General features: G+C 35.6%; 9 protein-coding genes. 5 read left to right on the forward strand and 4 right to left on the reverse strand.

What is annotated here, in order from left to right:
• Window positions 1–93 precede the first annotated feature (93 nt).
• Window positions 94–1,458, forward strand: a complete 1,365-nt coding sequence (locus tag FLS47_RS10835; protein ID WP_223225238.1) for a glycoside hydrolase family 76 protein — start codon at window positions 94–96, stop codon at window positions 1,456–1,458.
• 16 nt (window positions 1,459–1,474) lie between these two features.
• Here the strand turns inward: FLS47_RS10835 and FLS47_RS10840 are convergent, their stop codons facing one another.
• Together FLS47_RS10840 and FLS47_RS10845 are read right to left on the reverse strand one after the other, a co-directional pair.
• On the reverse strand, window positions 1,475–2,260 hold the full coding sequence (locus tag FLS47_RS10840; RefSeq protein WP_149914387.1) for a response regulator transcription factor: 786 nt from the start codon (window positions 2,258–2,260) through the stop codon (window positions 1,475–1,477).
• 3 nt (window positions 2,261–2,263) lie between these two features.
• Entirely contained in the window at window positions 2,264–5,404 is a 3,141-nt protein-coding gene (locus FLS47_RS10845) for a ligand-binding sensor domain-containing protein (protein WP_149914388.1), read from the reverse strand.
• Between the two features lie 226 nt (window positions 5,405–5,630).
• Between FLS47_RS10845 and FLS47_RS10850 the strand changes: the two genes are divergently transcribed.
• From FLS47_RS10850 to FLS47_RS10865, 4 genes are all read left to right on the forward strand, one after another.
• The gene (locus FLS47_RS10850) at window positions 5,631–7,676 is read left to right on the forward strand and encodes a beta-L-arabinofuranosidase domain-containing protein (RefSeq protein ID WP_149914389.1); all 2,046 of its coding nucleotides are present in this window, start codon (window positions 5,631–5,633) and stop codon (window positions 7,674–7,676) included.
• Window positions 7,677–7,705: 29 nt separating this feature from the next.
• On the forward strand, window positions 7,706–9,538 hold the full coding sequence (locus FLS47_RS10855; protein ID WP_149914390.1) for a glycoside hydrolase family 2 protein: 1,833 nt from the start codon (window positions 7,706–7,708) through the stop codon (window positions 9,536–9,538).
• Between the two features lie 36 nt (window positions 9,539–9,574).
• Window positions 9,575–12,055, forward strand: coding sequence for a glutaminase family protein (locus FLS47_RS10860; protein WP_149914391.1), 2,481 nt, complete (start codon window positions 9,575–9,577; stop codon window positions 12,053–12,055).
• A gap of 122 nt (window positions 12,056–12,177) precedes the next feature.
• Window positions 12,178–13,686: a bifunctional GNAT family N-acetyltransferase/carbon-nitrogen hydrolase family protein gene (locus FLS47_RS10865; RefSeq protein ID WP_149914392.1), complete on the forward strand. Its 1,509-nt coding sequence runs from the start codon at window positions 12,178–12,180 to the stop codon at window positions 13,684–13,686.
• 29 nt (window positions 13,687–13,715) lie between these two features.
• Here FLS47_RS10865 and asnA read toward each other — a convergent pair whose 3' ends face one another.
• Complete coding sequence (asnA, locus tag FLS47_RS10870) at window positions 13,716–14,720, reverse strand: aspartate--ammonia ligase (RefSeq protein WP_149914393.1); 1,005 nt, start codon at window positions 14,718–14,720, stop codon at window positions 13,716–13,718.
• Between the two features lie 155 nt (window positions 14,721–14,875).
• Window positions 14,876–15,202 (reverse strand): HesB/IscA family protein, encoded by a 327-nt coding sequence (locus FLS47_RS10875; RefSeq protein ID WP_149914394.1) that lies wholly within the window; start codon window positions 15,200–15,202, stop codon window positions 14,876–14,878.
• Window positions 15,203–15,241: the final 39 nt, after the last annotated feature.

Consider the following 15,241-nt stretch of genomic DNA (forward strand, 5'->3'; position numbering starts at 1 on the left):
GCTAATTATATATAGACTAAAATGAAAATTTTCCAATTCCGTTATTTATCGTACGCGTGTTTTTTTGTTGTTATAGCATGTAGCACAATATGTATGCATGTAAATGCATCTGCTATTTCGAGAAATATTCATAAAGTAGCGAGCGAAGATGTACAAAGGAGCATGAATTTAATTGATAATGCGATGAAATATTACTTTACCCCAGATTCTTCTACTATGTATAGATTCTATAATCCATATACAATGAATCGAACTGATGAAAAGGCTAGTGTTTGGATGTATTCTGCTGCTATAGAGTCTGTTAATGCAGTTTTAAAATCGCTTAAGCACGTTAAACAACAGGATATCCAAGCTATAAAGAAGTATGAAAAGTTATTAGAAAAATTGTACGACAATGCCGATTATTATTTAGGAACTTTTGAACTTACATCATTCACTCAAACCAAAACATGGAGTGTATATGCTGTCGATAGAGTAAATAAAAAAGGTGAGGCAAGAGTAACAGGAATTTATAATGTTTATGACGATCAGATGTGGTTAGTTCGTGAGTTATTAGACTCTTATCATTTGACAAAAAATGATAAATACTTGGAGAAAGCTGAATACTTGACAGCCTATGTATTAGACGGATGGGATGCTACATTTGATGCAAATGGAAATGAACATGGCGGTATACCTTGGGGACCAGGATATGTTACAAAGCATGCGTGTAGTAATGGACCTATGGTGAGTCCATTAGTGTGGCTTCATGAAATTTATAAAGGCAAAAAAGATAAAATCACGCATAATTATATAGATATAAAAGATCAAAAAACGCGCAAGTCAAAATTAGTAGCCAAGGAGAATTATTATCTGGATTTTGCGAGGAAAGTTTATGATTGGCAAAAACGCAATCTATTAAATTCAAGGGGAGTATATGACGACATGATGGGAGATTGTACACCAGATTGTTCTATTGTGTATGAAGAAATAAATGGTGTAAAATACAGAGCACATACTAAATTATTAAAACCTATAGGTAGATCCTATACTTATAATTCGGGTACAATGCTCTCTGGTGCAGCGGATTTATATCGTGTCACCAAACGTAAAGATTATATAGAAGATGCAAAAAAACTGGCTATAGCTAGTTTTTCTTCATTCGCTAAACTAGATGAACAAGTACAGAATTATTATACATTTCCATATGATGGCTTTAGTAATTGGTTCAATACAGTTCTTTTAAGAGGTTATATGGATTACGCACGTGTTGATACATCAGCTCATCAATATATTAAGTCATTTAGAAATAATCTGGAATACGCGCATTCAAATTTCCTTTATAATGGATTGCTACCAACGGATTTATTAGGTGGATGGAACACAGACAAAACAAAAAATAATATTGAAGGAATGTTTGTTTTTTCATTTGCTACACAGTGGGCATTATTTGATCACATGATTCACCAAAAAAATTAAATTCAATAAGGATATCTTAGATGTCTGGGATGTCCTTGTTATTTTGTTTATTTTGAAATTCACTTGGACTTATCCCAAATTGTTTTTGAAAGTTTCGTGAAAAATGTTGTGCAGAGCTGTAACCTAGGAGATTCGAAATCTCATATATTTTAAGTTTTCCTTGAGCTAATAGTTCAGCTGATCGACGCAACCTTGTTAAATTAATCAGTTCATTGGGTGATAGACTTGACACCATATTTATTTTTCTATACAGTGTTGGTCTACTCATACACAGGATGTCTGCCATTTTATCTACATTAAACTGTGGATTGTCAATATTTTGAATAATTATTTCTTCTATTTTTATCAGAAACTCCTTATCGCTTTGGTTCTGCCCAATTTGTTGTATTTGTGAGGTTGGATTTTTAAAAAAGAATTCCCGTACTCGTGTTCTATTGTTGAGCAAACTTGTTATTTGTGCCCGTAAAAAAGCTAACGAAAATGGTTTTTCAACATAAGCATCGGCACCATATTCAAGGCCTTTTATTTTGGATTCAATTGTATTTTTAGCTGTCAAAAGAATAATAGGAATGTGTGCTAAATTTATATTTCCTTTGACCTTCGCGCAAAACTCGAATCCATCCATATCAGGCATCATAATATCGCTAATAATGAGATCAAAATTTTCTTGCTCAAATAATGCATACGCTTCCAAACCATTAGTGGCTTTGGTGATATGGTAGACCTCCATCAAATCATCTGCTATGAATTCAAGCAATTCAGCATGATCGTCAATGAGTAATAGGTTAGCTTTAGCATTCATAAACTAAGTTTGGTTTAAAGGTAGTCGCAAGGTAAAGGTATTAAGATTTTCGTTATCTATAGTATAACTGATGATGCCATTTAGTTTGATGGCGAGCGATTGCGCCAATGATAGCCCAAGCCCGCTACCTGGAATGCTCTTGCTGTGTTTCAGTCGGTTAAAAGGTTCAAATATATATTCTCTATCTACTTCCTTGATCAGAATACCATCATTTTTAATAGAAAGTATTAATGCACTATTAACAGAATCTTTTTGTAAATTCACTTTAATTGTTTTGTAAGAATACTTTAATGCGTTGTTCAGTAGGTTGTTGCATATAATCTCATAGGCTTCGAGATCAATATCACACGTAATATTAGGCTCTATATTACTACTTAATTTCTTATGTTGTGAGTCTAAAGTCACCTTGTAATTATCTACATATTCCTGTGTAGACGCACTGATGTCCTTCAATTCAAAATGAAATTTGAATCCTTTGGTTTCTACTTTTCTGAAATCTAAAAGTTGATTGCTCAACGAAATAAGACGTTCAGTATTGTTTTGAATATTCTTTAGCAGTTTATCTGTAATTGGGTTTGATGGAATTTTATCAATCAATTTTTCCAAAGGAGCTTTAATAAGAGTCAATGGGGTACGAATCTCATGAACCACATCTGTATAAAAATCTATTTTAGATTGATAAAGTTCTTGTTCGCGGAGATTTTGTATGGTCAATAGATGTTCTTTATTCTTTTGTTTTATACGCTCATTGAAATGATAAGCTATAAACAATATGAGACAAACAATAATAACGCAATATAAGACAAATGCGGGTATACTCGCCCATATTGGCGGTAAGATTTTAATTCTTAGTTTGCGTTCACTTGAGAAAGGTATTCCATTTGGATCTTCTGCTTTGACGATGAAATCATAATTACCAGGTAGGAGTTTGGTAAAATGTGCGCTCGTGGAGCCATTAGTTGTTACCCAGTCCTTATTAACACCGTGCAATTTATAGCTATATTTAATTGCATTTGGGGAATCATATAGTAGCGCTGTGAAGTCCAAATTAAAAGAGGACTCATTGTATTTGAGAATTATTTCATCTGTAAATAGGATGGATTTTTTCAAAACGGAATCTGCGTCGTTTTGATTTATTTCTTTATTATTAACAGTTAATCTGGTGATATAAATAGGCGTATTAGAATTGTATTTTATCTGATTTAGCTTTTCGGGTTCAAATCGAATCATTCCATTGATAGTTCCAAAATAGAACTTTCCTGCTCCATCATCATACGATGAATTGTAATTGAATTGAATTGATGGCAATCCAGACTCTATATTGAATAACCGTGTGTTATTCGTACCTTGATTATATCGAATTAAACCTTTAGAAGTTGTAATCCAAATATTTTTATGCTTATCCTCTAAAACGGCAAATACAATCTTACTAGGCAGTTTAATATCAGGATTCTGAAAATCAAATTCAATATTCTTATTCAGAATAATTTTTCCCAACCCGCCTTCTGTTGCTATCCATATTTTTCCATTTGAATCTTCAAATATGGAGTTTACTTTGTTATTCGGGAGTGAATTCGGGTTATTAGGTTCGTGAGCAAAATGCTTTATAATATTTTTACTTGGATGATACATGTACAATCCGTTTCTCCAAGTACCTAACCAGATGTAACCTTTGCTATCTTCTAAAAGGGTAGTGTATGACATTTCTGTGGGCACCTTAGTGATAGGACTGAATGATTTGTTTGTAATATCAAACGTATAATGCCCTCGTGTAGTAGCAATTAAAATTTCACCAGATTTACTTTTTTTAATGTCGTATAGAAAGTTGCTTTTTAGCGAGGAAGCTGAATTAGCATCGTATTCTGTGTGATAGATAACTTTTTTGGATTGGGTATTAAAAATATCCATGCCGTATACAAATGCTCCAAGAAGTATATTTTCTTCATACGGAAGAAGTCCGTGGATATTGTTGTCGGAGAGACCTGCATTTTCAATATTATAATTTTCGATATGACGAGTGATTGGATTTAGTTTACTAAGACCTCCATTCTCGGTTCCTAACCAAATATTTCCGTTCTTATCTTTATTGATACCACGGACGACAGTGCCTAATAAATTGCCGCCTTGAGTTTTTGACATAAACTTTTCGATAAGATTATTATTCTTATGATAATAGTTTATCCCCCCAAAATAGGTGCCTAACCAAATCCCTCCATCTTTATCCTTCAATATATTATAAATAGCATTATCCGAAATTCCCCAAGGATTATTTTCTGCTTTCTTGATATTTATGAAGTTTTTGGTTTCTATATTGTATATAAATAAACCTGATTCAGTCGCGAACCAATATTCTTGCTCATTCATCTGAAGAATATCCCGTACATACAGATATTGTTTTAGCTGTTTAATGCCTAATAACCACGTGACGGTATTATCTTTTGAGACGGAACCAACTCCAGCTTTCGAAGTTCCAAATATTAAATTACCCTTTTCATTTTTAATAATTTTTTGAATAACAAACCAATCTTTAGGCCCATGTTTTTGTTCTAAATCGATAAGTGTGGTTGAACGGAATTTTTCAACTAGACAGATTTTTCCATTGAATGTGCCATAATATAATTTATCCTCCTTCGAACAGAATAATGCGGAGATATTATTTTCATCTACATTTATTTTTGTCGTATTTTTTTTTGAATAATTATAAAAATATAGACTTTGGTTAGCTATAAACCAGATATTATTTTTTGAATCTTTTTTGATTACGGGTACATCAGCATTGGCAAACTCTTCACTTAAAAGAGCGAATGTTTCGTGTATTGGATTATATATATAGATTCCCTGATCAGTACCTATCCATATTTTTTTTTCATTATCTTCTATTAGTGATATGATATTATTTGCAACAGTATTGAGGACGTGATTTCGAATATCAAAATGTTTGAAATTATTTCCATCAAACCTATCCAATCCATCTTTAGTTCCAAGCCACAAAAACCCAAAACTATCTTGCATGTTGCAAATGACAGTATTGTTGGAAAGTCCATCGTTTATTTGATAATGATTGAAATAATAAGGCTGCGCATATTGCTGTGTGGGCAATACGAAAAATAACATAAGGATTAGCCAAGAATCTATTTTATTCATGAACTTACGAGCCTTGTTGGTTTATATTGGTAGAATGTTATACTTTCAAATATAACCTATTGCCCTAAAAATAGATAAACATTTTATCTTTCACTATCTTACCATTAGATAATCAAAGGAATGATACAAAAAGATATGATTTTGAGATAATTTGAAGTTTTGTTTAAAAGTAAGCGTTCTATATTTGGGATAATCAATTATTAATAAATTAAAATCTATCTACACCATGACAAAGCATTTATTTCTTGCACTCATATTAGGTTTTGGATTGAGCAAAGTATCTGCACAGCGAGAGACGATTACGAGTGTTCAAGAATTGCCTGTAGGCTCCAAGAATGCTTATTATATAAACAATAGATTGCCATTAAAACAGAATTTATTACTCAAACTACCGGTAGGTAACATACGTCCCGGAGGTTGGTTGGGACGATATTTGGAACTACAAAAGGATGGTTTGACGGGTAATTTGGGAGAAATAAGTGCCTGGTTATCCAAAAAGAATAACGCTTGGTTGAGTAAAGATGGAACTGGGGATCATGGATGGGAAGAGGTGCCCTATTGGCTTAAGGGATATGCCCACTTGGGATATATATTAAAAGACCCAAAAATCATTGAGGAGTCTAAAATCTGGTTGGAAGCAGCGATTCAAAGTCAACGATCAGATGGATACTTCGGTCCATTGATATTAAGAAATAATAAGCCTGACCTTTGGGGAAATATGATTATGCTGTGGTGTCTTCAATCTTACTACGAACACAGCGGCGACGAAAGAGTATTGACATTAATGACCAATTATTTTAGATGGCAACAGAAGCTTCCAGATAGTTTTTTACTAAAAGATTATTGGGAACATCCGCGCGGAGGTGACAATTTACTATCAATCTTTTGGTTGTATAATCGTACAGAAGGTAATGAATGGCTGATGGAATTGGCTGATAAAATTCACCGCAATACGGCTGATTGGACAAAGCATAGAGATTTACCGAATTGGCATAATGTGAATGTGGCGCAGAGTTTTAGAGAGCCAGCGACATATTATCTGAAAAGTCATGATATCAAGCATTTAAAAGCGACATATGATAATTTTCATTTTGTACGTGAGGTATTCGGTCAAGTACCAGGAGGTATGTTTGGTGCTGATGAAAACGCACGCCCTGGATATACCGATCCACGACAAGGCGTAGAAACCTGTGGAATGGTGGAGCAGATGGCTTCAAATGAAATTTTATTAGGTATCACTGGCGATCCTTTTTGGGCTGATCATGCTGAAGAAGTGGCTTTCAATACATATCCTGCTGCTGTAACAGCTGATTTCAGGGCTTTGCGTTATATTACTAGTCCTAACATGACTGTTAGCGACAGCAAAAATCATGCGCCAGGTATTGATAATAGTGGTCCATTCTTGATGATGAATCCATTCAGTTCTAGGTGTTGTCAGCATAACCATAGTCAAGGTTGGCCTTATTATGCAGAGCATTTGTATATGGCTACCAATGACAATGGTGTCGCTGCGGTATTGTATGCAGCTTCAGTCGCTGATGTGAAAGTCGGAAACAAAGGCGAGGTAAGCATTAAACAAACTTCCAACTACCCTTTTGAGGAAGCTATTGCTTTTGAAATTAATACCAAACATAAGAATATAAAATTTCCATTTTACTTACGTATACCTGAATGGGCTAATCAAGCGGAAGTAATAGTGAATGGCAAAAAATACAATGTTGCACGTGGAGCTAAATATTTCAAGATAGATCGTCAGTGGAATAGTGGAGACAAAGTTGAGTTAATATTACCGATGGCCGTACGCGTGAAAGTATGGGAAGAGAATAAAAATGCGGTTAGTATCATGCGTGGACCGCTCACGTATTCCTTAAAAATTAAGGAAGAATATATAGAGAAAGATAGTAAGGCTTCAGCTATTGGTGATTCAAAGTGGCAAGAGGATGCTGATCCCTCAAAATGGCCTTCGTATGAAATATTGCCTGCTAGCGATTGGAATTATGGTGTCGTAAAAAGTGAATTAGAACGTCCAGAAAATTTAAAAGTAATTAAGAAAGACTGGCCGAAAGATTCTTTTCCATTCGAGGCGAATGCAGTGCCTATATCTATTACGATAAAAGCCAAACAGCTAAAAGAATGGTTGATTGATCGGCATGGGCTTACTGGAGTTCTTCCTTTAAGTCCGCTTGTTGTAGATACCAAGGAACAAGTTGTTGAGCTTATACCAATGGGGGCGGCACGTTTGCGTATTTCCGCATTTCCTGTAGTAAATTAAAATATAATAAACCTAATAATATTTATTTGATGAAAAGAAAGATTTTTATAGCATGTCTCATGCTGGCTAGCCAGCTTAATTTTGCCCAAGATTGGAAACCTGCTGGTTCTAAAATTTTAACTCCTTGGGGAGAAAAAGTTACGGCACAACAGCCACACCCAGAATATCCACGTCCTATGTTGGTCCGTGAAAATAATTGGCAAAATCTTAATGGTTTGTGGAATTATGCCATTACAGCAGCAGATAGAAAAGATTTTCCTGAAACTTGGGAAGGTCAGATTCTAGTGCCATTTGCTGTGGAATCCGCATTATCTGGTGTTGGAAAAGAGGTAGGTAAAGATAAAGCATTGTGGTATCAAAGAACAATCTCAATTGATAAAAATGTAAATAAGGATAATATTCTATTGCATTTTGGTGCGGTGGATTGGCAATGTGACGTTTATGTCAACAATAGTTTGGTTGGAAGACACGAAGGTGGATTTAATTCCTTCTCTATGGACATCACCAAATTTGTGAAAAAAGGCGCTAAGCAAGATGTTGTTATTCGTGTATGGGATCCAACGGATGATGGGCCGCAGCCTCGTGGAAAGCAAATAAAAAATCCACACGGTATTTGGTATACACCTGTTACAGGTATTTGGCAGACAGTTTGGTTAGAAAGTGTTCCTCGCACATATATCGCTAATACTAAACAGACACCACAATTTGATGTAGGCAAACTGACTTTCGAAGCGAATGTAGAGGGTAGTCAAGCAGGTGATCAAATAAAGGTGGCCGTATTGGATGGTAAAAAACAAATCAAGGCACAAGTATTGGATGCAAATACTACGGTGGATATTCATGTTCCAAACCTCGAAGCTTGGTCTCCTTCTAATCCAAAATTGTATGACTTGGATATACAATTGATTCGCAATGGTAAAGTAATAGACAAAACGAAGAGCTATTTTGCGATGCGCAAAATTTCAATGGAAAAAGACAAAAATGGAATTCAACGTATGATGTTGAATAACAAGTTCGTGTTTCAATATGGGCCATTGGATCAAGGTTGGTGGCCGGATGGATTACACACAGCGCCATCAGATGAAGCGCTGAAATTTGATGTAATTAAGACAAAAGAAATGGGCTTTAACATGATTCGTAAACATATTAAAGTAGAGCCAGCACGTTGGTACCGCCACTGTGATAGTATCGGAATGCTTGTATGGCAAGATATGCCTAGTGGTGATTTAGGTGGGAATAGTTGGGACATGCAACCTGGTAAAATTTCTGGTGATCTAAGAGACAAAAATCGTTCAGCTGAGTCGGAAGGGTATTTCCGCAAAGAATGGAAAACGATTATGGAAACATTACACAATTATCCAAGTATCGTCGTATGGGTGCCTTTCAATGAAGCGTGGGGGCAATTTAAAACAAAAGAAATAACCGAATGGACAATGGCTTTTGATGATTCTAGACTAACAAATAGTGCAAGTGGAGGTAACTTCATGTATACTGGACATATTTTGGATATACACAACTATCCTGACGCAGCGAGTCCAGACCCCGCAGTTTTTGGTTCAGAATTTATATTAGCTCTAGGTGAATTTGGAGGATTAGGATTACCCGTTGATGGCCATACTTGGCAGCAAAAAGACAATTGGGGTTATCAAAGCTTTAAAAGTAAGGAAGAGTTACTTAAAAGATATCAAGAACTGATCTACAAATTAGATAAACTGATTCCTATGGGGTTGTCGGCAGCTGTATACACACAAACTACGGATGTAGAGGTAGAAACTAATGGATTGATGACATATGATCGTAAAGTAATTAAGATTTCTGAAGCTGAGTTAGATAAGGTACATCGTAAATTGTATTCACACTAATTCTATAAATAAAGTGTTTTAATATCTACACACACTATGAAATTAAAAAGTAAAATTACTTTTTTCGCCTTGTTGATTTGTTGTGCTACCAATCTGATAGCACAACAATCACAGGTTAAAAATGATTTGCGCGCACCAGCATTTCCATTGATCACTATAGATCCTAATACAAGTGCTTGGTCATATACTGATAATTTGTATGATGATGCGGTTCGCCATTGGACGGACAAAGCTTTTCCACTTTTAGGAGTAATTAAAGTAGATGGGGTAGCTTACCGTTTTCTGGGAAAAGAAGAAATAGAACTCGAGCCAATAGCAAAAATGGCTGAACATGAATCATGGTCTGCAAAATATACTTTTACAGAACCTTCTAAAGATTGGACACAAATCAATTTTTCGGACACGAATTGGAAATTAGGTGCTGCACCATACGGTACTTTAGATACTGAACCTAATTCAAAAACTGATTGGCAAGAGCCTAAGATTTGGGTAAGACGTGAAGTAATTTTGAAGGAAGACTTGAATGGGAAGCCCGTCTATATCGAATTTACGCATGACGATGATGCAATCATGTATGTGAATGGGATTGAAGTGGCCAATACTGGACAAGCAACGGGTAAAAATCGTAGAGTTAAGTTGCCTGAGGAAGTCGTTAAAACTTTAAAAAAAGGTAAGAATATAATTGCTGGTTATTGTTACAATAGAGTAGCTAATGGTTATTTTGATTTCGGAATGTTTACAGAACGTAAAAATACTATCTCTTTTACAAATGCAGCAAGGCAAAAATCTGTTGATGTACAAGCTACACAAACACATTATCAATTTGAATGTGGTCCAATAGATTTGAAGCTCTCTTTCATTGCACCTTTATTGTTGACGGACTTAGAACTTGTTTCAAGACCGGTAAACTATATCAGCTACGAAATTATGTCGCGAGATGGTAGAAAACATGATGTACAATTATATTTTGAAGCATCTTCTAATTGGGCGCTTGACTCGCCATTGCAGGAATCATTAAGCTCGCATTACAAATCTGGCAATTTGCAGTATGTAAAAACTGGTAGCAAAAGCCAAGACGTATTAGGCAAAAAAGGAGATCATATCCGAATTGATTGGGGATATTTCTATATGGCAGCAGATGCTAACAAGACTAAATCCGCTATAGGAAACGGAGCCAATCTGCGCGAACAATTTCTGAAAGGTACTTCAATTCAATCTGCACAAAATGGAAGCCAATTAGTACTCACCCAAAACTTTTCGGGGTCAGACAAGTATGCAGATAAAATTATGCTAGGTTATGATGATATTTATTCCATCCAATATTTTGGTAAAAACCTGCGTCCATATTGGAATCGTAATGAAAACAGTACTATAGAAAAGCAATTTGAATTAGCAGACAAACAGTTTTCAAAACTAAAATCAGCTTGTGATAAGTTTGATGCTGAATTGTGGGATACTGCATTACGCACTGGAGGTAGTGAATATGCTGCTTTGTCTGCATTAGCTTATCGTCAGTCAATTGCAGCACATAAGTTGGTACAAGCTCCTAATGGCGATTTGTTATTGCTTTCGAAAGAAAATGACAGTAACGGGTCAATAGGAACTGTGGATGTAACTTATCCTTCAGCTCCTTTATATTTGTATTATAATCCCGAATTAGCTAAAGGATTGTTGAATCATATCTTTTACTACAGCGAAAGTAAACGTTGGACCAAGCCATTTGCCGCGCACGATATAGGCACCTATCCGATTGGTAATGGTCAAACATATGGTGGCGATATGCCTGTAGAAGAATCTGGAAATATGTTGATTTTGACCTATGCTATTGCTTGCATGGAGAAGAATGCTAATTACGCAGCAAGGCATTGGGATGTGCTCACGACTTGGACGGATTATCTAGTGGAGCACGGATTAGATCCAGACAATCAATTGTGTACGGACGACTTCGCTGGGCATTTTGCACATAATGCGAACTTATCTGTTAAAGCAATTGTAGCTATTGCGTCATACGGCTATTTGGCAGAAATGCTTGGAAAGTCTGATGTTGCTAAAAAGTATATTGGAATAGCAAGAGACATGGCTTCGCAATGGAAAAACATGGCTGCTGATGGCGATCATTACAAGTTGACTTTTGATAAATCCGGCACATGGAGTCAAAAATACAATTTGGTATGGGATAAGTTATTAGACATGAATATTTTTGACAAATCCATATTCAAAACAGAAGTAAACTATTATTTGACCAAACAAAATCAATATGGTTTGCCACTCGACAATAGAAGAACCTATACAAAGACAGATTGGATAGTGTGGTCTGCTACTTTAGCTGACGACAAAGCAACATTTCAAGAATTTATTTCTCCAGTATACAAATTTATGCATGAAACCACGGATCGTGTTCCTATGTCAGATTGGGTATATACTGACAAACCCACACGCTCTGGATTCAAAGCTAGATCAGTAGTTGGTGGATACTTTATCAAAATGCTAGAAGAAAAAATCAATAAGTTGAAATAATTACATAATAACAATTAAAATAGACAGCCTTATCAAAAGTTTGATAGGGCTTTTTTGATGACTGTACTGATTATTATGGTATCAGATTTGCGTATATTTAATAGACTTAAAGCTGAAATTTTATGGATATTAAAGTTAGGTTGCTTTCGAAGAAAGATTATTCGGATTTGAAAAAATCTATGACCGAGGCGTATCAAGGCCAAGGAGACATATGGACACGTGAAAATATTGTGGATCTGATTGATGTGTTTCCAGAGGGACAATTGTGTGTAGAAGTAAATGGACATGTGGTGGCATGTGCATTATCTATCATTCTTCATTCAAAAAAAAATAACATATACGATTCCTACTATGAAATCATCGATGACGGAAAGTTTTCGAAACACGATTATGAAGGTGATACCTTATATGGTATAGAAGTTTTCGTACATCCTGAATACCGTTCATTGCGTCTTGGGCGACGCTTGTACGATTCGCGTAAGGAATTGTGCGAACAAATGAATTTAAAGAGTATTGTCGCTGGTGGAAGAATTCCGAATTATTATAACTATGCGCAGGACATGAGTCCGCGTGTATATATTGAAAAGGTAAAGCGTAAAGAGATATTTGATCCCACCTTGACTTTTCAACTTTCAAATGATTTCCATGTCAAGAAAATTCTGAAAAATTACTTGCCAGAAGATGCAGAATCTATGGAATTTGCCACGCTGTTGGAATGGAATAATATTTATTATGAACCTGATGCCCGTTCCAATTCTGCTTCCAAACAAACCATTCGTTTGGGATTAGTGCAATGGCAAATGCGATCATTCAAAAATTTGCAAGAATTCTATGATCAGGTAGAATTTTTCGTGGATTCAGTTTCAGATTATGGAGCTGATTTTGTGATGTTTCCGGAGTTTTTTAATTCTCCGTTGATGAGTCCTTATAATGATATGCCAGAACGGATGGCAATGGAAAAGTTGGCGGAACATACCAAGGAAATTAAGCAGAAGCTAACACAATTTGCGGTATCGTACAATGTCAATATTATTGCAGGTTCAATGCCGTTGTACGAACGTGGAAAATTGTATAATGTAAGTTATTTGTGTCACCGCAATGGACATACAGATCAATACCGGAAGGTGCACATCACACCTAACGAATTCAAATATTATGGTATGGTAGGTGGGAGTGAGGTCAAAGTTTTTGATACGGATTGTGGTAAGATTGGGATGTTGATTTGTTATGATGTAGAATTTCCAGAATTGAGCCGAATATTAGCGGATCAAGGCATGCAGATTTTGTTCGTTCCCTTTATGACTGATACACAAAATGGATATATTCGGGTACGTCATTGTGCGCAAGCTCGAGCCATTGAGAATGAATGTTACGTCGCTATTGCTGGTTCGGTGGGCAATTTGCCACGGGTAAATAATATGGATATTCAATATTCGCAATCTGCGGTGTTTACACCTTCGGATTTTGCTTTTCCTAATAATGCTATTAAAGCGGAAGCCACGCCAAATACCGAAATGGTATTAATAGCTGACGTAGATTTATATGCTTTACGTGATCTGCACGAATATGGTACCGTGAAGATTTTGAAAGATAGAAGGAAAGATTTGTATGAAGTGAATTTATTGAAATAAGAAAGAGCTGGAAAACCAGCTCTTTCTTGTTATAATAAACTTATATTTTCTTCTGCTAAAATTTGCTTTTTGTGGTCATCCCAAATACTAACTTGGACTTCGCCAATGTGGGATAATTTAAGCATGAACATACATACTCGAGATTGACCAATTCCGCCACCAATGGATTCTGTTAATTGATTGTTCAACAACATTTGGTGAAAGGACAATTGTGCTCTATCTGTACAATGTCTTATTTCTAATTGTCTTTGTAACGCATCTTTATTTACGCGAATACCCATAGAAGACAATTCAAAAGCGCTATTCAATATTGGATTCCAAATCAAAATATCGCCATTCAAGCCTTGGTAACCATCTTCGTTGTCGGTACTCCAATCATCATAATCCGCCGCTCTGCCATCGTGTGCGAAACCATTTGACAATACACCACCAATTCCATACAAGAATACCGCACCAAATTCTTTAGCGATTGCATTTTCTCTTTCTTTTGGTGTAAAATCTGGGTATTTTTTTAATAATTCTTCGGATGAAATAAAAGTTATTTCTTGCGGAAGAATAGCTTTAAGATGTGGGTATTTTGCCTCGACTTGTTTTTCTGTTTGAACCATCGAATTGTAAATCGCATTTACGGTCTGCTTTAGAAAGGCTAAATTTCTATTTTCAGGAAGGATAACTTTTTCCCAATCCCATTGATCTACATAAATAGAATGAATCGGTGAATAATCTTCGTCTGGACGTAATGCACGCATATCCGTAATAATACCTTCGCCAGCTTCTAATTCAAGTTCTTTTAAACGAACACGTTTCCATTTTGCTAAGGAATGTACCACCACGGCGCGTTGCTCATTCAGAGATTTGATCGGAAAAGAAACAGGTCTTTCAATCCCGTTTAAGTCGTCATTGATTCCAGTACCGTCAAGTACGATCAAAGGTGAAGAAATGGGTGTTAGGTTTAATGCTTGTTTTAGATATGTTGAAAAGGTATCCTTTACAAACGTAATAGCTTGTTCGCGTTGTAATAATTCTCTGCCCATTAATTGTATATATAACTGGTTATTATTCTGTGATAAATGTAATGAAATGTACACATTTTCATTAAAATAATAACATATAAAAGTTTTTTTTAATAATATTATAATACAAAAGAGCTGCATGTGCAGCTCTTTTGTATTTTCAAGTAGATCACTGCTTAAACGGAGAAACTTTCGCCACATGCACAAGTTCTGGATGCATTGGGATTGTGGAATTCAAATCCTTTTCCGTCTAAACCATCTGAATAGTCTAATTCTGTTCCTGCTAGATATAAGTATGATTTGATATCTAAACAGATTTTAACACCATTGTCTTCAAAAAATTGGTCGCCTTTTTTTTCCTCGTTATCAAACTTCAAATCGTAAGAAAGACCCGAACAGCCACCGCTAACTACAGCCACACGTACGAAATAGTTTTCGTCGTAGTTTTCGTCTGTCATTATTTTTTGAATTCGCTCTTTCGCTTTCTCTGTAACCGTTACCATAATTGTTAATCTTTTAAGATTAGGACAAAGTTCGTAAAT

The sequence above is a fragment of the Sphingobacterium cavernae genome, from assembly GCF_008520265.1.
GTDB classification, from domain to species: domain Bacteria; phylum Bacteroidota; class Bacteroidia; order Sphingobacteriales; family Sphingobacteriaceae; genus Sphingobacterium; species Sphingobacterium cavernae.

Bases quoted from the DNA above. Each gene is read 5' to 3' on its own strand.
- FLS47_RS10855 (WP_149914390.1), top strand. From the start codon at position 7,706: ATGAAAAGAAAGATTTTTATAGCATGTCTCATGCTGGCTAGCCAGCTT.
- asnA (WP_149914393.1), bottom strand. From the start codon at position 14,720: ATGGGCAGAGAATTATTACAACGCGAACAAGCTATTACGTTTGTAAAG.
- FLS47_RS10850 (WP_149914389.1), top strand. From the start codon at position 5,631: ATGACAAAGCATTTATTTCTTGCACTCATATTAGGTTTTGGATTGAGC.
- FLS47_RS10835 (WP_223225238.1), top strand. From the start codon at position 94: ATGCATGTAAATGCATCTGCTATTTCGAGAAATATTCATAAAGTAGCG.
- FLS47_RS10860 (WP_149914391.1), top strand. From the start codon at position 9,575: ATGAAATTAAAAAGTAAAATTACTTTTTTCGCCTTGTTGATTTGTTGT.
- FLS47_RS10875 (WP_149914394.1), bottom strand. From the start codon at position 15,202: ATGGTAACGGTTACAGAGAAAGCGAAAGAGCGAATTCAAAAAATAATG.
- FLS47_RS10865 (WP_149914392.1), top strand. From the start codon at position 12,178: ATGGATATTAAAGTTAGGTTGCTTTCGAAGAAAGATTATTCGGATTTG.
- FLS47_RS10845 (WP_149914388.1), bottom strand. From the start codon at position 5,404: ATGAATAAAATAGATTCTTGGCTAATCCTTATGTTATTTTTCGTATTG.
- FLS47_RS10840 (WP_149914387.1), bottom strand. From the start codon at position 2,260: ATGAATGCTAAAGCTAACCTATTACTCATTGACGATCATGCTGAATTG.